The following is a 22,208-nucleotide window of genomic DNA, read 5'->3' as shown; positions in this document are numbered from 1 at the left end:
AAAACGATGAAATTTCATGTGCTGACCTTATTTCCCGAAATCGTGCAAAGCTTTTTCGAAACTTCGATTATGGCTAAGGCGGTGCAAAAGGGAATTATCGCTTACGAATTGGTAAATATCAGAGATTTTGCCTTCGATAAGCACAAAACCTGTGACGACACTCCTTACGGAGGAGGCGCGGGAATGCTGATGATGCCCGCTCCCCTCGACGCGGCTTTGGAATCGGTGTCGGGTAAAAATAACACCGGCAAAAAAGCGGCGAAAAAGCGGAAAAAGGATACTCCGCGCGTAATTTACGTTACGCCGTCGGGCAAGCCCTTTAACCAAAAAACGGCGGTCGAACTGAGCCGCGAAAAAGATTTGGTGATTATCTGCGGAAGGTATGAAGGTATCGATCAGCGGATAATCGACAAATGGGTTGACGACGAAATTTCCGTAGGAGATTTTGTGCTGTCTTCCGGAGAAATAGCGGCTCAGGTTGTTATCGATGCCGTGTACCGTTTGGTCGACGGAGTTATATCCGCCGAGAGCCTTACGGAAGAAAGTCATTGCGGCGGTTTGCTGGAATATCCCCAGTATACCAAGCCGGAAGTGTTTGACGGCATGAAGGTGCCGGACGTTTTGCTGTCCGGCAATCACGAGCGCATCCGCCGCTGGCGGCTGCAAAAACGCGTGGCAAAAACGCTGGCCGTCCGCCCCGATATGATTTGGGCTTCCCGCGAAGCGGGCTTGCTCGGAAAGGAAGCGGAAGACTGCATTGCCGACATAACACGGATACAAGGAGATTGCAATGGATGTGATTAAAACTATTGAAGAATCCCAAAAGCGGGAAGTTACGCCTTTTAATGTGGGCGATACGGTAAAAGTTCACTTTAAAATCATCGAAGGAAAAACCGAGCGCGTGCAGGTCTACGAAGGTTTGGTGCTTTGCTTTAAAAACGCGGGCGTGCGCCGCACCTTTACCGTACGCAAGAATTCTTACGGAGTCGGCGTGGAAAGGGTATTCCCCCTGTATTCGCCGCGTATCGCAAAAGTTGAAGTGCTGCGCCCCGGTAAGGTCCGCCGCTCCAAGCTGTACTATATCCGCGGCAAGGTCGGTAAAGGAAGCAAGATCCGCGAGCTTATCGTAAAAAAATCGGATCAAGCCGCCGCGCAAAACGCATCCGCTCAAGCCGCACAAAGTGCCGCACCGAGCGCACCGCAAGCGTAAATCATTTTTTTAACCTTATAAAATCGCACAAGTGTACGGGCTGTTCGAAAAAGCCTTTTTACACTTGCTGCGGTTTTTTATTTTTCCCCTTTAACACGTATTGACACCTGTAAAAAAGTTTCGATATAATAACATATGACTGCAAATATTGTAAAAACGACAGTATTTGTTTTCGTTTGTGTCGGTATTGCATGTGCAGGACTGTGGCTGTATCGTAAAACGGTAAAAAACCGCGAAGCGCAGGTTCCGTCTTCCGCAGAGGCCCAAAATTATGCAGACCCCTCCGAGCCTTTCCCCGCAAAAGATACACCGAAAACCGAAGTTGCTCTAAAACCGCCTCCTGTAAAAAAGATTTCCCCGGTAAAAAGTCCGGAAGTGAAAAATACGGCCGTAAAGCAAAGTAAACCGGCCGAAGATTCCGAAAAAAGTACCGAAACCGAAAATATAAAAACAATGCCGGAGCAAAAAGACTTTCCCGAAATCGCATCGGCTGCAGAGCAGGTTAAGCCGGCAGACAGTTCCGAACACAGCGCCCCCGTCCGGTCCGATAAAATCGTTCAAGACGCTCCCGCCTTTTTTTTGCCCGGCGGTAAACCGAAGGATTTGACATGGTCGCTTGCTTTTTTTACCGAAGCGAATATGAACAGTCCCGTAAATCCCGCATTCGGAACGGGCTTATACGCCCTTTTTGTATTGCCGTTTGACATAAAGATCGGAAGCTTTTCCGCGGGGGCAAAGGCGCTGTATTCGTACGATTTTAACAAACATCACTTGTACGATGCCGCCCTGTTGTTCCGTTGGACCTTTTACGATCTTGCGGCAAAACCGCGTAAAGATTCGGGCTTTTTTATTCAAGCCGAGGGCGGCGCCGTTTTCGGACAAAACAATAAAAGGGCAGACTCAAAACTTTGGATATTCGGTTTGGGGCAAGCCTCTTTCGGATACCGCCTGATGATAAACAACTTTTTTATAGAACCCTATATTCGGGGCGGCTATCCGATAGCGTGGGCTGTAGGCCTTACAGGAGGAATTAGAATATGAAAAAAATAGTAACCTTTGTTTTTTTGGCTGCGGTTTTTACAACGATTTCCTGTAAAAATCCGTTTTTGCAAAGTATGTTGGAGGGGGAAAATGCCTCTCCCGGTTTCCATACCCCAATCCCGTCCCCGGGAGGCGCCCCCTTTGTCGAAGGGGGCGCCTCGCTCATCTTAAGTCCCGATAAGCGCACCATCTGGGTTAATGCAATAACCTCAGACGGCACCTCCGTAATGGTAGAAGGCTGCATCGAAACGGAGCTTCAAAGCAACAGGGAAACGTATCTGCACGCAAAAGGTACAAAGGTAGTTCTTAAAGGTTCAGGAAACATTATCTCACTGAATTGTGGTAATCGCGGTGTTTCTCCCGCCAGAAATAAACTGGTTGCACTTAACGTACAAGGCTTAAGAAATTTGCAACGGCTGGAATGTGCCTTAACCCAGCTTTCCTCCCTTAACGTACAAGGCTTAAGTGCTTTGCAATGGCTGGACTGCGGCTGGAATCAGCTAACCGCTCTTAATGTGCAGGGCTTAAATGCTTTGCAATGGCTGCACTGTGGTGGCAACCGGCTTACCACCCTTAATGTACAAGGCTTAAACTCTTTGCAAGAACTGTGGTGCTACCACAACAATCAATTAACCGCCCTTGACGTACAAGGCTGCAGCGCTTTAAAAGAGCTGTACTGCAGCTATAACCGCCTTACCGCTCTTAACGTACAGGGCTTAACCTCTTTGCGAAGGATAGAGTGCGAAACCAATCAGCTTACCGCCGACGCATTTAAAAAGCTCTTTACCGATTTACCGGTCCGGGTGGATAGTGATTATACGCACTGTACTCTTTATGGAACGCTTTCTCACATCGAACAACAAACCGGCGTTACCGAAGGCAATCACACAGACTTTAGTACTCCGTCCGACTTAGCCGCAGCCTTTAATAATGCTAAACATAACAAGAAGTGGAAGATGTATAAGCGACTTCGAGTCGGGGGGTTGGTTGAGATTTAACGCCCTGCCCGAGCGCTCACCATGATAGACTGCACCCTTATGGGTAACGAGGCGTAAAAGAACTGCGTGAATAGCGAGAAGTAAATACGCGAAATCGTCTACGGATGCCTGTGTAAAGCAAAAATATAAATAGATATGATACGGCTGTCAAAGACCTTTTGATAGGATTATCAAAGCCTCTTTGTACGCCGTATCAAAGGGCCTTTGCTCGCTGTATCAAAGACCCTCTGATCGCTCGGGCGGGTACCCGGCACTAAGGAACAGAACCGCCCTTAAGAACCGAACGAGGCGTTTACTTCCCGTATAGCGTTTAAAAGATTATCTATATCCTCATCGCAGGTGTGCGCGCCGAACGAAAAACGTACCGAACACAAAGCGCTTTCTTTGTCGATTCCCATAGCCTCCAAAACGGGCCTGCCGGCGTTCGTCCCGCTTTTATGTGAGGAGCATGCCGAGCCGGTTGAAATATAAAAGCCCCGTGCGCTCAAGGCGCGCACCATAACTTCGCCGGGAATGCCTTTAAAACTTGCCTGTACGATCCACGGCGAATAGAGTTCCGGTTCGCGTATGCGGTTTTGCGGTATGATTGTGCATGAGCCGACGGTGCTCAAGCTGCCGATAAAGCGCGCACATCGTTTTTTTTGATTTTCCGCAATGTGTTCGAAGTTTTGCCGCGCGGCGTATTTTTCGAGGCACAATGTTAAAGCCCAAATGCCGAAAAGGTTTTCGGTGCCGCTTCTGATGCCGCCTTCCTGGCCGCCTCCGCGCAAAAAGGGTTCTTGCCGCGCGGCACTGTACAAAAGGCCGGTTCCGCGCATGCCGTAAATTTTGTGCGCGCTTATCGCAGCCGTATCTATTCCCGCGTGCGATAAGTCGAGCGGTATTTTCCCGCATGCCTGTACCGCATCAACGTGGAGTTTCGGCCGTTTTTTCCCCGTGCGCGCACTTAATGCATCGGCGATTTCGTATATCGGCTGGATTGCGCCCGTTTCGTTGTTTACGGCCATAACGCACACGAGGGCGGTGTCGTCACGCAGTTTTTTGAGCACTTCGTCGGGGCCTATGATCCCGCTTTTTGTGCAGCCGGCGGTAAGAACAGTCCAGCCGGCATGTTTGAGCGCGTAGGCCTGTTCGCGCACGGCGGCGTGCTCGGTGCTGCCGATAAGAATACTTCCTGCCGAAGGCCGCGTTAAAAGCGATAAGATCGGTATGTGGTTCGATTCGGTTCCGCCGGACGTAAAAATCAGCGTATCGGCGCGGACATTAAGCACGCGGGCGCAGCGTTTGCGCGCTTCTTCGATTTTTGCATGCGCATCGATTCCGGCTTTATGGACGCTCGAAGGGTTCGCATAGAACTCCTGCGATACGTTCAGGGCTTCAAGCGCTATGCCGCGGTCGGCGGGCGATGTTGCCGCCCAATCAAAGTACTGCGAGTATGTCTTCATCGTTTACTTCTTTTATAAGGGTTGAGCATAAACCGCTTTGGAGTATTAAGCGGATGCGCGCGTCCGAATTTTTTTTATCCTGTTTCATCGCCTGTAAAAGCAGGTCGGCCGCGCAGGTCTTTGCGGAAAGGGCGGGGTGAAGGCAAGCGGTACACCAGCCGTATTGTTCGAGCAGGGCGAATACGCGCTCTTTGTATGCGGCCGCGCAGCAGCCCAAATTTACGCTTACTTGCAGCGCGCGGGAAATGCCCCATGCAACCGCTTCGCCGTGGCTGAGTTTTCCGAATCCCGCGATGCTTTCAAGCGCGTGGGCAAAGGTGTGCCCCAAATTCAATTCCATACGCTTTCCGCGCTCGCTTAAATCCTCTTCCGTAACGGCCGCTTTTGCTTTTGCGCACGAGCGGATTATGTCGGCGAGCACGGCTTTTTCTCTTTTGCAAACGGCGTCTTTTTGTTTTTCGAATACGCCGAAGATATCTTTGTCGTACAGCATGGCGGTTTTAACGGCTTCGGCCAAACCCGAAAAGAATTCGCGCTCGCTTAAAGTCTGTACAAAATCGGGCGCGATGCGGATGGTGCGCGCAGGATAAAAGGTGCCGAGCATGTTTTTGTAGCTTCCGAAATCGCAGCCGGTTTTTCCGCCGATTGCGGCGTCGGTCATTGCGAGCAGTGTGGTCGGAACCAGTTCCAAAAGCGCGCCGCGCTTGAATATTGAACAGGCAAAGGCGCACAGATCGCAGACAACGCCGCCTCCTATGCCGACAAACACCGAAGAGCGATTCAAGTTCGCTTTAAGGGCGCTTTCGCATATGCGCAGCACGGTTTCGGCCGTTTTGTGCGTTTCGCCGGATTCGAGAATAAAAACCGTTTGTTTTTTTTCTTTTTCGGCTTGTAAAAAATCGCGCACGGCCGGAATGGCGGCGACGGCCGTATCTGTTATATACATGCGTTTGCCGCCCGAAGGCGCCCGCTCGGCGCCGGACGTACCGTCGCCGGCGCTTGTTTTTTCGGTACCGAGCGCCTCCTCGGAGGTGAGCGCGGCAAAAAGAGAAGCGGCTCCCGAATAAAATTCAATATCGGTATGCGCCGTTCCGGGATGCACCGGTTCATAATTTATACGGAATGAGGTATTGTCCATACCCCTATTTTAATAGGTATTTTCATCCATTGCAAGGAATGTTTCTTTTACTTTTTGCAAACGCGCAAGTTCGCGGTTTAAAATCGTTTCGTAATTAAGTTCGCCGCGGTCGATCCGCCAGCATTCGTCTTCCCAATTTTGTATGTCTTTTAAGCATAAAAAACGGAATTTTTGCTGGTTTGCTTTTTCCGCCCACAATCGCGCTTCCGTCCAATAATAGAGACCCGCGCGGTAGCAGCGTTCGGCCGTTTCCAAATTCCGCAAGTATTCTTCTTTCCACGGTGCGTCGTAAAAATAGGCGATTTTTTTATCCCATGTGCGTCCGAGGCGCATGTGCTGTTCTATGAGTTTTAAATTGACGTGCATCATAAAAAGATAGCGGTATTTTTCCCAATCCGTTTTGTCGGTAATGCGGGCAAGGGCATATTGCGGATTGGCAAAGTCCGCGGCGACGGCGCGTTCGAGCCAGTAAATGTTTTCCATAACGTCGTCGGGATATTGCTGATAGTGAATGTGGTACAGCTTGTAGTACTGTTCTTTGTAAGAGATCGCATAGGAGCTGAAAAGCAGGGCGCAGGCAACGCACAGCAAGGCCGCTCCCGCGATTTTAAAAAACTTCTTCACGATTCAAATATCGGAAGTTTTTGCAAAGCGCTCCATATGATTTTTTCGATTTCGGCCGCATCCAGCGAAGCGTCTATGCGGATGATGTTCATGCCCGTATTTTTTTTATCAAAGGCGGCGAATATTTTGTCGTAGGCGGCAGCCGTTTTTTGTAAAAAATCAAGCTTTTCGTAAATCTCGACGACGCTTCGGTTTTGAATCCGTTTGAGTGCTATTTCAGGATCTATGCGGAAATAAAAAACCGTTTGCGGCAGCGGAAAATCTTCGTTGAGCTTTGCCGGCAGTTTTTCGCCGCATTCTATACTTTGGTAGGCAAGGCTCGAAAAAAGATAGCGGTCGCAAATACACGCTTCTTTTTTACCGCAGCGTTCGGCTATGCCGCCTTTTCCGTATACGTGCTCGCATCTGTCCGCCGCAAAAAGATAGGCCGCCGTTTGCGCCGCTACGGCAATCTCTCCTTTTAAAACCTTGCGCAAAAATTTACCCGTTTCACGATCGGTCGGTTCGCACGTAAAAAAAACTTTTTTCCCTTCCAAGCGCTTTTTGAGCGCCGCAATCTGCGTGGAAGTTCCCGAACCGTCGATCCCTTCAAAAACAACAAACTCCGATACCGTCATTACTCTCTACCACAATCTTATATTTTTTGCTATTATACCGTAATAAGCGGATGAAAAAAAAGACCTTGTCGCGCACACTCAGTATAATTATTCTCTTGGGCATAACCTTTGCCGCGGCAGCCGCGGTGGTTCCCTCACTTTCCGCTTCGTCGGCGGCATTTAAGCGGATCCGAAGCGACTTTCTTACCTTCGTGCGCGACAAAACCGGCTTGACCCTTTCGTATAAGGCGCTTTCTCCTTCGGTTTTATCGGGCATCCGCATGTCCGACATTACCGTCAGCGATATCGAAACGGACGCGCCGGTGCTGCAAATACGCTCGATAAAACTGCGCTGGAACATTTTGAAGGTATTGACCGGCCGTATGTCCGATGCGTTCGGCGAACTGATTATTTCGGGCGTACAGGCGGATTACGACGATTTGACGCAGTATTCCGTCCGCGATCGCCTTTTCGCGTTGCTGCAAGCATCCGGTGCCGGCAAAGAGCAGGGCGGCAGCGGAAAGGGGCGGTATAGCGGAGGGGAAACCGGACAAGGCGGCGGGAAAAACCAAACTGACGAGGGGGCTTTTGAAGACGTTTTGTTTTCACTTCCTTTGCGGATCCGCGTAAAAAATGCGTCGTTTGTATATGCCGACGCTTCGATCGAAAACGAACTGAAAATTTCAAATCTTAAAATAAACCGTCCGGCGAAAAACGACGCGATTCAATTGCAGCTCTCGGGAAAAAACAGCCTCCGCGCGACCACCAAAAATCCCGTTCAATTCGGTAAGCTCGCGTTGGATTTTTCCGTTCAGGCAAAAATCACCGCCGATACGGAAAACAGTTTTGCCCAGCTGCGCTTTTCGTCGCTCAGAGAATCGGATTACCTTGTGCCCGCGCTGAACCTGTACGCTTCTTATGCGGATCGCACATTCCGCGCATCGGTTATGCAAAACGTTTTGCCCTTTGTGCTGACTTTAAACGCCGATACCGCTTCCGAACATGCGCGCCTTGCGCTCCAAGCACAGCACGTAAACCTTTTCGATTTATGCAAGCCGAAAAAATCGAGCGGTTTTTTGGATACGGTTTCGCGCCTTTTTGTTTCCGGCGAATACGAAGCTTTGTGGAATTGGAAAACGAACGAACTGAGCTATAAGGCCGACGGTTCGCTTGCACTTGAGCGGAGCGCAAAACGGGATGCGGCCAATATATCGTTCCGCTTTTCCGGCAGCGAAGAAAATGCGGATATCGACTTTGTGAAAGTGTCGGCGCCGTTTTTGTCGGCCGATTATACGGGCAGCTTGGACATACGCAACCTTCGTCCTCAGGGAACGGCGCGCATTCATTCGGCCGTGCTGCCGAACGGAAACGCCGTATCGGCGGACGTATATATGGAATCGTTCGGGAATGAAAGTTTGTTTTTCGTACCTCAGCTGTATTTCGGCGAAAACAGCTTAACCGCCTTACAGCTGCGTTTGATCGGTTCCGGCCTTTCGCGCGATTTTACCTTTGAAGCTTTCGATTATTCCAAAGCCGATACGGCAGGAGCCGGCGCTTTACGCGTAAACGGCAGCTTTTCGCTTGCCGAACAAAAAGAACTGCAAATGCAGCTTTCGACGGAAAATCTGTTTTTGGATTCGATCGGCATCGCCGCGCTGTGGTGCGCTCCGAAAAAAAGCTCCGCGGGACTTTCGGCCGTGCTGCCGTTTTTAAGTCCGTACATATGTTCGGCCGATTTGTTTTTTTCGACGGATTTTAAAACCTTCACCTACAACAGCCCGTATGTCGTCGTCGCCAATACGCAAAAGGACGACCAAGTGCTTTTACTGTCGGTCGACGGTACCGAATCGGCTTTTCAGATTTCGCGCTTCGATATGACCGGTTCGGGGCAGTCGGTACGGCTTCAGGCAAACGCCGATCTTTCGTCCGCAAGCGACGAAGTGCTTTTTTCGGCATCGCTTTTTATAAATTCGCTGCCCTATACTTTTTCCGGCGCTTTCGTTCCCTCGCGCTTTTTAAACATCAGCGGCGATTATAATTTCAGCGCGTCGGCTTATGCCGACAAAGACGGCTCTTTAAGCGGCTCGCTGTCGTTCACCTCTCTTCCGCTTGAACTGCGTGATGTGCTGTTTTCGTCATCTTTTTCCGTACAATTCGATGTTCGAACCGCAAGCGATTGGAACGTGCGCATAGAACAGATTGAAATTGCCGAAGTGTCCAAGCGCTCGCGTATATCGCCGCGCATCAGTCTTTCGGGGTCGGCCGACCCTTCGGGACTGTATTTGAACAGAGCCGTGTACGCCGACGAGTTATCGACGCTCAACGGAAACCTCAATGCTTTGTGGAATTTTTCTGACGGCATTTTCGATTCGCTTACGCTGAACGCGGCATTTGCGGATTCATTTTCCGACGAAAAATATTCGGCGGTTTTGCAGCTGCACAATCCGGAACGCATACCGAACGGGCAAATCGATTTTTTTGAGCACATTTATTTTTCGCTTGAAGCCGAAATCCGCTCGCTGCCTGCGGGGCGCTTTATCGCTTTGCAAAACGAAGGTAATACGGTAAGCGGAAGCTTAAGCGCTTTGGGCACGATTTCAAATCCGTCGCTCAGACTGAGTTTGGAGCGGGCGTCTTTTTCCGCGGGGACGACGGGCGTGCTCGTGCGGGGAAATGCGAGCCTCGAAGATAAAAACCTTATTTTTTCCGATTGCGACCTCCGGTACGGAACGCTCAATGCCCGGTCTTTTTCGGGAAATTTTTCGCTTAAAAATTTTTCCGGTAAAGCCGAAGGCCGTCTTGAAGGAAGAGTCGGCAGCGATCAATTTTTCCGCACCAAAACCTTTGCGAGTCCTTTTACCTTTGTTTTTATTCCTTCGCCAAACGAAGAGAAGGTGCCACTGAAGGAAAAATCGTTCCGTGCGGAATTGATGCTCGCAAAACTTGAAGGTTCGTTTTTTGAGCCGCGCAGAAATTATACAATCGCCCTTGAGCGCACTTCCGGCCGCTTCGATTTTACGGCGGGCTCTTCCGAAGGTCTAACGGCCGTGCTGTTCGACGACGGAGAAATATCGGTAAACGCCGGCCGCGATTTTCCCGTGCGTTTTTCCGCTGCGGGCACGGTACAAAAAGGCGAACTCTTTTTAGCGGTCGACACGATAGCGGCCGATGCAAAAACTTTTTCGCGCCTTGTGGATCTACCCGCCTTTTCGCTTTATTCGGGAAGCGCCGAAGGAAGCGGAACGATAACCGGTACTCTCGCGGATCCCGTTATCAATGCCGAGTTTATCGGAAAAGACATGACGATCGGCGTTCCCGATTATATCGGCGAAAAAATGACTTGCAGCGATTTTCGCGTAAAAACGACCGACAGCGTTTTTTCCGCCGCCGACAGCCTCTTTATCGGCGAAAAAAGCGGCGCGCGCCTTAATTTAAGCGTAGACTTGGCCTTAAAAAAACTGCTTATAGACAACCTTTCATTAAAAGTACATACGCTCGACGATACGCGCGCCGAAGTACGGTATGCGATGCCCAACGGCGTGTTTACGGGCAAGGGCAAGGCCGACATCGCCGTTCAGCTCGATAAAGATCTTGTCGATGTGAGCGGTTCGGTTGAAGTTGCCGATCTTGAAGCGGTTATTATACTGGCTGCCGAGCGCGCCCGGGCGCAAAGCGAAAGCGAAACCGATGTAGCCCTCGATTTAACGATAACAACCGATACGAAGGCCCGTCTTTTTATTCCGTCAAAAGTCAATCCGCTTTTGCGCGGGCTGGTAACGCAAACAAGCCCGCTTCGTTTACAAATGGATACGCGCTACGGAACATCTTCTTTTACGGGAGCCTTTTCGATGAAGGGCGGCGAAATTCTGTATTTGAACCGAACCTTTTATATCCGCGAAGCGTCGGCGGTTTTAAACGAAAGCACCGAATCGTTCGACCCGCGCCTGAGCGCCAAAGCCGAAATCCGCGAGCGCGACAAAGACGGGAACCCGGTGCGCATTATGCTTACCGTTGCCGACCAGCCGCTCAGCCGATTAAATCCCTCATTTTCGTCGGTGCCGGTAAAAACGCAGCAGGAAATAATGACCCTTTTGGGACAAATCTTTTTGGGCGACGTAACCGACACGAACCCGCTCGCCCTGATCGGCGGTTTGGCCGACTACGGCGCGCAGATAGCCGTTTTCAGCACCATCGAAAACCGATTGCGCGATTTGCTCAAATTTGATATATTTTCCATACGGACTATGTTTTTGCAGAATGCCTTTGCAAGCGCTTTGAATCTGAATACCGGCAATCAGATGTCGGCCGGTAACTTTTTGGATAACACGACTGTTTATATAGGTAAGTATTTCGGGGATACGCTGTATGCCGATGCCATGATGCATTTGTCCTACGACGATAACCTTAAAAAACGAAACGGAAGCACGGGCGGCTTGGTTTTTCAGCCGGAAATCGGTTTTGAATTGCCGACTCCCTTTGCCGCCATACGTTGGAGTATTGCTCCGGAACTGAATTCGGATTGGAAACTGCTTGTGCCGCATACTTCAATCAGTTTTTCGTGGAAATTTAATTTTTAAGCCGGGAGGTTGTATGTACGGCAAGCGGCGTTTTTTAGCATTGCTTTTTCTCTTTGCGCTCGGCGCATCGGCTGTGATTTTGTCGGCGCAAAGCGACAATAACTGGTATTACGGAAAAGAAATCCGTGCCGTCAAATTCAACGGTGTGAAATTCGTCAAAATGTCCGACTTGAACGCCGTTACCGATTCCTTTATCGGAAAGTCTTTTTCCGACGAACTGTACGCCGACCTGCTCAACAGAATCTACGCGCTTGAATATTTTGAAGATATCGAACCGCTCGCGCTTCCCGCCGACGGTGAAAAAACCGCGGTTATTTTGCAGTTTAACGTGGTCGAGCGGCCGGTTGTGCGCTCTTTGATTTTTAAAGGCAATAGGCGGCTTAAAACGTCGGAACTGCGCGATGCGGCAACCGTTAAAGAAAGCGACGTGTACATCGCCTCAAAGGTGCTGCTCGACGAGCGAAAACTGCAAACCCTGTATCTTGAAAACGGATATACGAATGCGCGCGTCGCTTCCGAAATTAAAGAAGATGACGGCGGCGTGGACGTTGTCTTTAATATAGACGAAGGCCGGCAGACGGTCATCGCGGCTATCCGCTTTCAGGGCAATTCGGCCGTCAGCGAAAAAAACTTAAAAAAAGATATGAAGCTCAAAGAAGCCGGCTTATTCAGCAAGGGCGCTTTTCAGGAAAGCTCCCTCGAACTCGATAAGCAAAGCGTTTTGCTTTACTATCAAACGCGCGGCTACATGGATGCCGCCGTTTCGGACGTCGTGCGCGAAACTTCCTATAACGAAGAAAAAAAGCGTGACGAGCTTACGCTGACTTATATCGTAAAAGAAGGCGTTCAATACGTTTTTAACGGTATTACGCTGCAAGGCAACCTTATCTTTTCGACCGAAGAACTGCTCGCTCTGGTTAAGCTTAAAAAAGGCGCGATTTTCAATCAAACGCGCTTTCAGGAAGGATTGGCGGCAATCGCCGATTTATACTACGAAAACGGCTATACGTCGAACAGTTTTTATCCGGATATAAAAAAAGACGGCGAAAACCGGCTTATTTCGTGCGTTCTGTATATAACCGAAAAAAGCAGAAGCCACATCGAGCGCATCAGCGTTGCGGGAAACACGAAAACGAAGGACTATGTCGTTTTGCGCGAAATTCCGCTGGAAAGCGGCGACATCTTTTCAAAGAAAAAAATAGAAACGGGTTTGCGCAGCTTGTACAATCTCGGCTTTTTTTCGGCGATAGTGCCGCAGATAGTGCAGGGTTCCGACGAAAATCTTATCGATTTGGTTATAAATGTCGAAGAACAGTCAACCACGTCGATAGAATTCGGCATTACCTTTTCGGGCATAACCGAAGCGAATTCGTGGCCGGTTTCTCTTTTTGCAAACTGGAAAGATTCGAACTTTTTAGGTACCGGAAAGGCTATCGGCGCCAACATAACCGGCTCGAACGACGAGCAGGCTTTGTCGTTTTCGTACAACGATCCGTGGTTTTTAAACCGCCTGCTCAACTTCAATACAAGCCTCAACTTTAAGCACCGCGCGGCGAAAACCCTGTATTACAATTATTATCCGGGCGGAGTGAATAAAACCGATTATTATATGAATTACAATGAACTGTCGTTCGGAGCCGACGCGGCGCTGGGTAAGCGTTGGATATGGGATTTTGCCGCGTTTACGCTTACCGGCGGCATAAAAAACAGCTTTAAACGGAATTTTTACGATGCGTCTTTGTATGAGCCGGTCGATACGACGATCAGCGACAAACACGGTAAATTCGGCGTGGAAAATGCGGTGTGGATAAAGGGCGCTTTTAACGCGCGCGATACGCTCTATGATCCTTCGAAGGGTTGGTTTTTCAGTCAACAGTTTTCGTGGACGGGGCTTTTACCCAAGATCGAATCGGAATATTATCTGCGGACCGACACAAAGGCGGAAAAATACTTTACCCTTTTGGATAAGCCGGTTTCCGAAACGTGGAATTTAAAGTTTGTTCTTGCAGGATACACGGGCTTTTCCTTTTTGGTGCCGGCGCCCGGTTCCGTTATCGGTCAGTCGAATCTGTTGATTATTGACGGCATGTTTAACGGCCGCGGCTGGGCTGCAGGCGGAGACCAATCTTCGTCGATTAAAGGGATGGCAATGTGGTCTTCTTCGCTCGAACTGCGTATGCCGCTTGCGCCGGGAATCTTTTCTCTCGACTTTTTTGCCGACATGATTGCGGTAAAGAATTTGCCCCACGAGCTGTTTACGGACTTTTCGGCAAACGATTTGTTTTTCAGTTTCGGCCCCGGATTGCGTTTTTCGCTTCCGCAATTTCCTTTGCGCTTAATGTGGGCGTGGTCGTTTAAAAATACAAACGGTAATTTTGAATGGAATTCGTCGACCAAAAATGCCGGAAGATTCGTTCTTTCGTTCAATTTGGTCAATCAATAATCGATAACGGAGTGATTATGAAACATACAAAAACAGCGCTTTTTATCGGCATTTTTGCCGCTCTTTTCGGTGCAGGCCTTGCCGCCCAGCAAATTACGAACGTCGGCGTCGTCGACACCGGCCGCGTGTATACAACCTATTTTCGCGAATCGGCCGCCGTGCGTAACTATGACAGCAAAAAGGCCGAATTTCAGGCGGAAATCGACCGGCGTACCGCAACTTTAAAAAGCTTGCAGGACAAAAAGCTCGAATACGAAAAAAACGGCAATTCGGCCGCCGCCGTCCGTACCGAAGCGGAAATTGCAAAAGAAGCCGACTATTTGGAAGCGTATACGACTTCAAAAAACGCGGAATTGGAAAAACTGCGCAAAAATCTTTCTTCTTCAAATGCATTTTATCAGCAGTTGTATAAGGTTATAAGCCGCGTCGCCGAAACCGGCGGTTATACCATTATTTTGAGTTTGCAGCAGGCAAACGGCATTTTGTGGTACAGTCCGACGGTCGACATTACGGACAAAGTTATAGCGGAATTGGGCAACCAATAGCCGCCGTATCGGTAAAAAGGCGATGGATGCGCAAAACGGTTCGAACATAACGCCCTTGATGGCGCAGTACCGGAAGATAAAAGCACAGTATGCGGCGGAAGTGCTGTTTTTCAGGCTGGGCGATTTTTACGAAATGTTCGACAGCGATGCGATTGAAGTATCCCGCCTTTTGAATCTTACCTTAACGCATCGCGGCGAAAGCCCGATGTGCGGCATTCCCTATCATGCTTCGCGCGTATATATCGCGCGCCTTTTGCGGTTGGGTAAAAAAATCGCCATTTGCGAACAGATTGCGCTGCCTGAAAACGGCAAGGGGCTTGCCGAACGCAAAGTTATCGAAGTTATTACGCCCGGCACCGCGCTCGAAGAAGAATATTTGGAACAAAGCACGAACAACTTTTTGGCCTCGGTATGCTTTGCTCCCGCCGATTCCGCTTCCGGCGCGCAAAAACCGTCCCGAAACATCGGCGCAAAAAATCTTTCGGTTTCATTCGCGTACATCGATATTTCGACGGGAACCTTTTGCGCGACAAGCTGGAAGTCTTCCGATACCGAAGAAGAGCTCGCAAAAGAATTGGGACGTATTAAACCGCGCGAAATTTTAGTGTCGCGCTCCTTTTCCGAGTCTAAAAAAACGTCTTCCGTGTTTGCGCAGTTTTCAAATTTGTACGTCAACGTCGAAGACGATTGGCGTTTCGACCGCGACAGCTCATACAAACAGCTTTTGCGCCAGTTCGGCACGGTAAATCTTCAGTCGTTTTCGCTGACCGCCTTTTCGCCGGAAATCCTTGCCGCAGGTTCGTTGCTTGCCTACGTGCTGCGAACTTCGGCTTTTTCGCGTTCCGACGGCGTTTTGCCGCAAGTTGCGAACCTTTCCGTGTATTCCGACAGCCAGTATGTTATTTTGGACAACTCGTCGCGGCGCAATTTGGAAATCACCGAAAACCTGCACGACGGTTCCGTACAGTACAGTCTGCTTGAAACCGTGCAGTACACGCAAACGGCTATGGGCTCGCGCCTCTTGCGCAGTTTTTTTGCCCATCCGCTGCGGTCGGCCGAAGCCATACGGCGCAGGCAGGTTCACATAGGACTTTTTGTAAAGGCCGAACAAACGCTCGCCTCCGTGCGCGCCGTGCTGTCGAAGATGTCGGATATAGAGCGGCTTGCAAGCCGCATTGCGCTTGAAAAGGCCCATGCAAAAGATTTGCAGGCTTTGCGTACGGGGCTTGAACAGTGGCTTTCGATCCGTACATTGTGCGAATGTTTTGCGCCGGGCGATTTTTCGGACGCGTTGTACGTATTCGAAACCGACAGTGCTTTGCGCATTATCGATACAATCCGCTCGGCCCTGCTCGGCGATCCTTCAACATCGCTTACCGAAGGCGGTATGATTAAAGACGGCTGGTCGGAAGAATTGGATCATTACCGGGCGCTGCAAACGAATTTTACGCAAATACTCGATGAGTATCTTGACGAAGAAAAACGGCGCACCGGCATAGCGAATCTTAAAATCCGCTTTAACCGGAATATCGGCTATTACATGGAAGTAACGAAGGGCAAGCTCGACGCGGTGCCCGAGCATTTTATTTTGCGCCGCGCGCTCGTAAACGGCGACCGTTATACCTCGGAACGCTTGCAGGAATTGGAACGCGAACTGACCGGCGCGGGAGAAAAAATCGTCGAAATCGAAAAGCGCTTGTTTTTGGAAATCAGAACAAAGCTTGCTTCCGACATCCGTTATTTATTGAGCGTTGCCGCGGAAACCGCGTATATCGACACGATCGCCTCGTTTGCAAAAGCGGCCGTTTTGCACAATTGGGTGTGCCCCGACGTTGAAGAAGGCGAGGCTTTTGAGATTGTCGGCGGCAGACACCCTGTCGTCGAACTGCACTTGCCGGCGGGAGAGTTTGTACCCAACGATGCATCTTTTTCCGAAAAAAACTTTGCCGTCGTTACCGGGCCGAACATGGCCGGTAAAAGTACCTACCTTCGCCAAAACGCCCTCATTGTTTTTTTGGCGCAAACCGGTTCGTTTGTCCCCGCCGACAAAGCGCGTATCGGTTTGGTTGACCGCATTTTTTGCCGCGTCGGCGCATCGGATAACCTTGCACGCGGGGAGTCCACTTTTTTGGTCGAAATGGCCGAAACCGCCCTCATCCTGCGCTCGGCAACCGTCCGAAGCCTGGTGATTATGGACGAAGTGGGGCGGGGTACTTCCACCGAAGACGGCCTTTCCATTGCCTGGGCCGTGTGCGAATATGTGCTGAACGTGCTCAAATCGCGCACCTTTTTTGCAACCCACTACCACGAGCTTACGCGCATTCAGCATAACCGCTTGCAGCTTTTATGTCTCGATGTTCAGGAACGTGAAGGGCAAATCGTGTTTACAAAAAAAATACGACGCGGCGCAAGCGAAAACTCGTACGGCCTGCACGTCGCCCGTTTGGCCGGCATTCCGCAAGCGGTTATAGAGCGCGCTCAGGTTATTTTGGAAAGTTTACAAAAGAAAACGCCGTGGACGCAAACCGACGATTCCCGGTTTATTGAGCCCCTTCCGGCAGCAGCCGGCTCCGCTGCGGTATCGAGGGCAGACTTGCCTGCCGATTGTGCGGGCGGCGCATCCCGCGCCGTTCAAAGTCCCGGTCTTTTCAGCGACGAAGAGCTCATACTCGACGAAATCCTCTCCGCCGAGCCGGATAACCTTACCCCGCTTGAAGCCTTGCAGCTCGTCGCCCGCTGGAAAAAACACCTTTCGGGAAAATAAGCGCTCATCCGCGGTATTCGCGGTTTTTTACTTTGAGCAAAAAATATAAGAAACGCCGATTTTAATTCATACTTGACGCAAAGGTTTAAAATATAGTAAAATGACATTCGGTTTCCGGCCGTCCCCGTTTGCGCCGGATGGAGCGGCAGTTTCCCGCCGCTTGTAAAACCGGTAGTAAAACAGGAAATAGAGGTGTAAATATGTACGCGCTGGTTGAGTATAAGGGCAAGCAGTATAAAGCCGAAAAAGACGGTATTCTTCAAGTCGATAAACTCGACGCCGAAAAAGGGCAAACCGTCGATATCGATACGGTTATAATGCTGAGCGACGGTAAAAAAGTGCAGATCGGAACTCCCTATGTAAAAGGGGCGAAGGTTTCGGCGGTTGTGGAAGATTCGTTCCGCGATAAAAAGATTCTTGTATTGAAATACAAAAGCAAAAAAGATTATCACCGGACTATCGGACACCGCCAGCACTATACGAATATCCGCGTTACCGGCATTACGGCGGGTGCTTCGGCAAAAGAATCCGAATAAAGCGTGATACGGGCCGAGCTTACCCGGGCGCAAAACGGAGAACTGCATTCCTGTATTATACGCGGTCATGCAGGCTTTGCGCCTAAGGGCAAAGACATTGTGTGTGCGGCGGTCAGCATTTTGGCACGTACGGCGCTCGATGTTTTGCACGAACACGGCGGGCTCGAATTGAAAACCGATAGTGCCGAACGCGGAATGCTGTCCTTTACGGTACGGCGCAAAGCGCGTTCTTCGCCGGATCCGCAGTCGACGCGCAATGACGGGGAACTTTCGGCACTGTTGTCGTATACGGCGGATTTTTTGCAAAAAGGTTTTGATTCTTTGCAAAAAGAATATCCGGCGTATGTGTCGGCGGAATTTGTTCTTGCCGACGAAAAAGATATACAATTAACTGGAGGCATATAATGGGACGTAAAAAAGGCGGAAGCGGTGCCAAAAACGGCCGCGATTCAAACCCCAAATATTTAGGTGTAAAGGCTTCCGGCGGAACGTTTGTCCCTGCCGGTTCTATTCTCGTGCGTCAGCGGGGAACGAAAATCCATCCGGGCGATAATGTCGGCCGCGGTAAAGACGATACCCTTTTTGCAACCCAAACGGGCGTGGTGTCTTACCACGAACGCAAGGGCAGAAGACTGGCCTCGATAATTCCCGAACAAGCCTAGTGATCCGGTTTGCCGACGAAGCGCTCATAGAAGTTCGATCCGGTAAGGGCGGCAACGGCTGTATCGCTTTCCGCAGGGAAAAGTACGTTCCCCTGGGTGGTCCGGCCGGAGGCGACGGCGGCCGCGGGGGCGACGTTATTTTTTGTGTAAAGCATAATCTGCGTACTCTTGCCCATTTGCGCAAACAACAGGTTTTTAAAGCGCAAAACGGAGCCGACGGTGAGGGCCGCAAGCGGTTCGGCGCCGACGGAAACGATATCGTTATACCGCTGCCCCCGGGAACAAAGGTAACCGATGCCGAAACGGGCGTTCTTGTCTGCGATTTTACGGGTAAAGAAAACGCGGAACCCTTTGTTTATTTAAAAGGCGGCAAAGGCGGCTGGGGAAACGTTCACTTTAAAAGTTCCGTCAATCAGGCGCCGCGCTATGCACACGAAGGAAAAAGCGGCGAAGTAAAAAAACTGCGTGTCGAACTGAATATCATGGCCGACATCGGCCTTGTCGGTTTCCCGAACGCGGGGAAATCTTCTTTACTCGATTATTTTACAAATGCGCGGCCTAAAATCGCTCCGTATCCGTTTACGACAAAAATTCCGAACCTCGGCGTTTTGCGCATCGATGAAGAACAGGACATCGTTATCGCCGATATTCCCGGCATTATAGAAGGCGCGTCCGAAGGGGCGGGGTTGGGAATCCGTTTTTTAAAGCACATATCGCGTACGGCGGGGCTCGCTTTTATTATCGATTGCTCCGACGACACTTATATCGACGCCTACGAAAAATTGAATGCCGAATTGAATGCCTTTTCGCCGGAACTTGCGGCAAAAAAACGCATTATTTTGTGCAATAAAATCGACGTTGCCGACGCGGCTTTCCGTGCGGCGGAGCTTGCCGAAAAATACAAGGATACGGTAACCGTTCCGCTTTCGCTTCATACGCACGAAGGTCTCGATACAGTAAAAAAAGAACTCATTGCGCTTGTGTACGGCGCTTCGGATACGGGCGCGCAAAACACCGCGAAGAGTGAAAGCGCTTTTCTTGCAAGCCGCGCCTCGGTGGACGAGGTTGACGTGCAGTATCCCGGATCCGAGCGATGAAAATTGCACTGCTGGGCGGTTCTTTTAATCCCGTACACAACGGGCATCTTCTTTTGGCCCTGCAGGCCGCAAACGAATACGGTTATGAGCGCGTGTTGTTTATTCCGGCAAAGGATCCGCCCCATAAATTCATCGCGTCCGGCGCCCGTGAAGAGGAGCGCTGGGCAATGCTCAACTTGGCGCTCGACGAGTTTAACGACGCACGGTTTGCCGCCGATGACTGCGAGCTTCGACGCGAGGGCGTTTCTTACACGATAGACACGGTGCGTGCCCTTGAGCGGCGCTATAAAACGCGGCCGGAAGAAAAGTTCGGTTTAATAATCGGAAGCGACCTGTGCGCCGATTTCGGAAAATGGAAAGAAGCCGACTTTTTGGCCGAAATAACCGACATTCTGCTCGGCAGGCGGCCGCCGCTCGGAGATGAAGACGTTTCCGGAAGTGAAAAAAGCGGGTGGTCGGCGCAGGCGGGAGCGGCAAGTGCGGCATCTTTTGCAGGTGCGGCCGGCACGAGCGCGACAAGCTTGAGTGCAGACGACAGGATCGCGGGCGATGCGGGTTTCCCGTGGCCGCACAAAGATTTGCATAACGATTTTTATGTCGCATCGTCGGCGAAAATCCGGCGCATGATTGCCGAAAAAAAAGACTGGAAAAGCCTTGTTCCTTCGAGCGTTTACAGGTATATTGTTGAAAGGAAATTGTATGGCTTTAACTGACGCCGATATACACGAAGCAACGGCTCTGCTCGACCGCTATGTGTCGGCAATGGTGCATAAAGCGCGCTATGAGCATTCGGTGCGCACCGCTCAAACCGCCGGGGATTTGTGCCGCCGTTACGGTTTACCCTGCGAGCGCGGCTATTTTGCCGGCTTGACGCACGATATGTGCAAAGACATGAACGAAGAAGTGATTTTTTTACTTGCCGTACAGGACAATTTGCCCGTATCGGATTTGGAAGCGCAAAAAAAATCGCTGCTTCACGGGCGGGCGGCGGCGACAGTCCTTAAAAAAGATTTCGGCATCGACGATGCGGATATTTTGGAAGCGGTGCGCTTTCATACTTTCGGTTGTGCGCGCATGGGAAATTTGGCGAAGATTTTGTACATCGCCGATAAAATAGAGCCGGGGCGTCCTCACAGCAGTCCGTCTTACGTGGCGGAATGCATGAAAAAGGACTTGAACACTTTGCTTTTATCCGTCGCGGAAGACAACGCGCGCTATTTAAAAACGCAGGGCAAAACGCTCGCGCCCGAAACGGCGGATTTGATACAATCCTTACAAAAGGAATTATAAAAGAGGCTGCAATGACAAAATATATGCCCAAACTCGGTACGCAAACGCATGTTATTTTTTTGCTGCTTATTGTCGCCGTTTTAGCGGTTTCGGTTTCTTTATTGATAACGTCGCTTAAAACCAATCCCGTAGATAAGGTATTGGAAAGCGATCAAATTATCAAAGCGGTTATTGTGCTTGAAGATGACGGAAACGCGCTTGCTACGATGATTATGGCATATTATCCGGTGTCGCATAAGGGCGCCCTTATCGATATACTCGGCAATACGGGCGCCATATATGCAAGTTTGGGCAGGGTAGACCGCATAGACGCCGTTTACAAAGAAAAGGGGATAGACGCCTACCGCGGCGAAATAGAAAAACTGGTCGGCATGTCGATTCCGTTTTCGCTCGAAATTTCTTTAAAGCATTTTTCGGAATTGACCGACCTTTTGGGCGGGCTTCGCGTTTTTGTGCCCTATCCGGTGGACGATAAAATAGACGATGTGTCGTACCTGCTGCCTTCCGGTTCGGTTACCCTGGACGGCGATAAAATACGCACGTACGTATTGTATGAAAACAAAGAGGCGGCCGCAGCCGATCGTCAAGACCGCCTGCAAAACGCCGTTGTCGCCTTTTTGTCGGCGATCAATGCGCGCAAAACCGACATCTTTAAAAAGAACGTCTTTCCGCTTTACGCTTCGCGCATCAAGGCGAATATCGACTATGACGGCTTATACACCCTTTTGGAAAAGATTTCCCTGATCGACGCCGAACGGCTTTTTCCCCAAGCGATTACCGGCTCGCAGCGCATGGTAGACGGCAAAATGCTTTTGTTTCCGTATTACGACGGCCAACTTATAAAAGACGTTCTTAAACAAACGGTTTCGGCCCTCGTGTCCGAAACGGAAGTCGTTCACAGCCGCATTTATGTTTTGGAAATTCAAAACGGAACGGCCGTTCAGGGGCTCGCAAAAAATACGGCCGCATTGCTGCAAAGTGCCGGTTACGACATTCTTACGATATCCAACGCCGACCGCAACGACTACGATAAAACGTTTATCATCGACCATATCGGCAACGAAGAGATCGCAAAAAATGTCGGCGATTTTATACGCTGTACCGATATCAAAACAGCGGAAGTAAAAAAAGACGACAGCGCCCTTGAAGCCGATACGCTTGTAGACTTTACGATTGTGCTCGGAAAAGATTTTGACGGACGCTATGTACGTTGATTATAACGTACAAAAAAGGATAAAAAGG

The 22,208-nt window shown here is 50.2% G+C and carries 19 protein-coding genes; 15 read left to right on the top strand and 4 right to left on the bottom strand.

The annotated features are described in order from the left end of the window. The first annotated feature begins 6 nt into the window (after positions 1 to 6). The 4 genes from trmD (at position 7) to HMPREF9194_RS06975 (ending at position 3,249) form a co-directional block, all read left to right on the top strand. Positions 7 to 804, top strand: coding sequence for a tRNA (guanosine(37)-N1)-methyltransferase TrmD (gene trmD, locus HMPREF9194_RS06990; protein WP_016525678.1), 798 nt, complete (start codon positions 7 to 9; stop codon positions 802 to 804). Further along, entirely contained in the window at positions 791 to 1,210 is a 420-nt protein-coding gene (gene rplS / locus HMPREF9194_RS06985) for a 50S ribosomal protein L19 (protein ID WP_016525677.1), read from the top strand. The genes trmD and rplS overlap by 14 nt, the downstream gene beginning before the upstream one ends. Positions 1,211 to 1,345: 135 nt before the next feature. After that, entirely contained in the window at positions 1,346 to 2,251 is a 906-nt protein-coding gene (locus HMPREF9194_RS06980) for a hypothetical protein (protein ID WP_016525676.1), read from the top strand. Then, on the top strand, positions 2,248 to 3,249 hold the full coding sequence (locus tag HMPREF9194_RS06975; RefSeq protein ID WP_016525675.1) for a leucine-rich repeat domain-containing protein: 1,002 nt from the start codon (positions 2,248 to 2,250) through the stop codon (positions 3,247 to 3,249). The genes HMPREF9194_RS06980 and HMPREF9194_RS06975 overlap by 4 nt, the downstream gene beginning before the upstream one ends. A 272-nt stretch (positions 3,250 to 3,521) precedes the next feature. On the opposite strand, the gene HMPREF9194_RS06970 is transcribed toward HMPREF9194_RS06975, so the two are convergent. Genes HMPREF9194_RS06970 through tmk form a run of 4 tightly spaced genes read right to left on the bottom strand, consistent with a single transcriptional unit; the run spans position 3,522 to position 7,073 of the window. After that, on the bottom strand, positions 3,522 to 4,694 hold the full coding sequence (locus HMPREF9194_RS06970) for a cysteine desulfurase family protein (RefSeq protein WP_016525674.1): 1,173 nt from the start codon (positions 4,692 to 4,694) through the stop codon (positions 3,522 to 3,524). Further along, positions 4,669 to 5,832, bottom strand: coding sequence for a 3-dehydroquinate synthase (locus HMPREF9194_RS06965; RefSeq protein WP_016525673.1), 1,164 nt, complete (start codon positions 5,830 to 5,832; stop codon positions 4,669 to 4,671). Before HMPREF9194_RS06965 ends, HMPREF9194_RS06970 begins: the two co-directional genes overlap by 26 nt. Positions 5,833 to 5,841: 9 nt before the next feature. After that, complete coding sequence (locus tag HMPREF9194_RS06960; protein ID WP_016525672.1) at positions 5,842 to 6,456, bottom strand: hypothetical protein; 615 nt, start codon at positions 6,454 to 6,456, stop codon at positions 5,842 to 5,844. After that, on the bottom strand, positions 6,453 to 7,073 hold the full coding sequence (gene tmk / locus HMPREF9194_RS06955) for a dTMP kinase (protein WP_016525671.1): 621 nt from the start codon (positions 7,071 to 7,073) through the stop codon (positions 6,453 to 6,455). The genes HMPREF9194_RS06960 and tmk overlap by 4 nt, the downstream gene beginning before the upstream one ends. Positions 7,074 to 7,123: 50 nt before the next feature. Here tmk and HMPREF9194_RS06950 point away from each other — a divergent pair, with 50 nt between their 5' ends. From HMPREF9194_RS06950 to HMPREF9194_RS06900, 11 genes are all read left to right on the top strand, one after another. Beyond that, a complete protein-coding gene (locus tag HMPREF9194_RS06950) occupies positions 7,124 to 11,629 on the top strand; it encodes a translocation/assembly module TamB domain-containing protein (protein ID WP_016525670.1) in 4,506 nt (1,501 codons plus the stop codon). A 13-nt stretch (positions 11,630 to 11,642) separates the two neighbouring features. After that, positions 11,643 to 14,072 carry an outer membrane protein assembly factor BamA gene (gene bamA / locus HMPREF9194_RS06945; RefSeq protein ID WP_016525669.1) on the top strand — a complete coding sequence of 810 codons (2,430 nt, stop codon included), beginning with the start codon at positions 11,643 to 11,645 and terminating at the stop codon, positions 14,070 to 14,072. Positions 14,073 to 14,089: 17 nt separating this feature from the next. Beyond that, entirely contained in the window at positions 14,090 to 14,617 is a 528-nt protein-coding gene (locus HMPREF9194_RS06940) for an OmpH/Skp family outer membrane protein (protein ID WP_016525668.1), read from the top strand. A gap of 22 nt (positions 14,618 to 14,639) precedes the next feature. Continuing rightward, positions 14,640 to 17,381, top strand: a complete 2,742-nt coding sequence (gene mutS / locus HMPREF9194_RS06935; protein WP_016525667.1) for a DNA mismatch repair protein MutS — start codon at positions 14,640 to 14,642, stop codon at positions 17,379 to 17,381. Between the two features lie 200 nt (positions 17,382 to 17,581). Further along, a complete protein-coding gene (gene rplU / locus HMPREF9194_RS06930; RefSeq protein WP_016525666.1) occupies positions 17,582 to 17,917 on the top strand; it encodes a 50S ribosomal protein L21 in 336 nt (111 codons plus the stop codon). 3 nt (positions 17,918 to 17,920) lie between these two features. After that, positions 17,921 to 18,322, top strand: coding sequence for a ribosomal-processing cysteine protease Prp (locus HMPREF9194_RS06925; protein WP_016525665.1), 402 nt, complete (start codon positions 17,921 to 17,923; stop codon positions 18,320 to 18,322). Further along, entirely contained in the window at positions 18,322 to 18,579 is a 258-nt protein-coding gene (gene rpmA, locus HMPREF9194_RS06920; protein ID WP_016525664.1) for a 50S ribosomal protein L27, read from the top strand. Before HMPREF9194_RS06925 ends, rpmA begins: the two co-directional genes overlap by 1 nt. Next, a complete protein-coding gene (obgE, locus tag HMPREF9194_RS06915) occupies positions 18,579 to 19,676 on the top strand; it encodes a GTPase ObgE (protein WP_016525663.1) in 1,098 nt (365 codons plus the stop codon). The genes rpmA and obgE overlap by 1 nt, the downstream gene beginning before the upstream one ends. Beyond that, positions 19,673 to 20,389, top strand: a complete 717-nt coding sequence (gene nadD, locus HMPREF9194_RS11910) for a nicotinate (nicotinamide) nucleotide adenylyltransferase (RefSeq protein ID WP_016525662.1) — start codon at positions 19,673 to 19,675, stop codon at positions 20,387 to 20,389. The genes obgE and nadD overlap by 4 nt, the downstream gene beginning before the upstream one ends. Beyond that, positions 20,376 to 20,966, top strand: coding sequence for a bis(5'-nucleosyl)-tetraphosphatase (symmetrical) YqeK (yqeK, locus tag HMPREF9194_RS06905; RefSeq protein ID WP_016525661.1), 591 nt, complete (start codon positions 20,376 to 20,378; stop codon positions 20,964 to 20,966). Before nadD ends, yqeK begins: the two co-directional genes overlap by 14 nt. 11 nt (positions 20,967 to 20,977) lie before the next feature. Beyond that, a complete protein-coding gene (locus HMPREF9194_RS06900; RefSeq protein WP_016525660.1) occupies positions 20,978 to 22,180 on the top strand; it encodes an LCP family protein in 1,203 nt (400 codons plus the stop codon). Positions 22,181 to 22,208 lie beyond the last annotated feature (28 nt).

It is taken from the genome of Treponema maltophilum ATCC 51939 (assembly GCF_000413055.1).
Lineage (GTDB): Bacteria > Spirochaetota > Spirochaetia > Treponematales > Treponemataceae > Treponema_C > Treponema_C maltophilum.
Note: the sequence above shows the minus strand (reverse complement) of the source record. Positions and strands in the feature narration are given on the sequence as shown.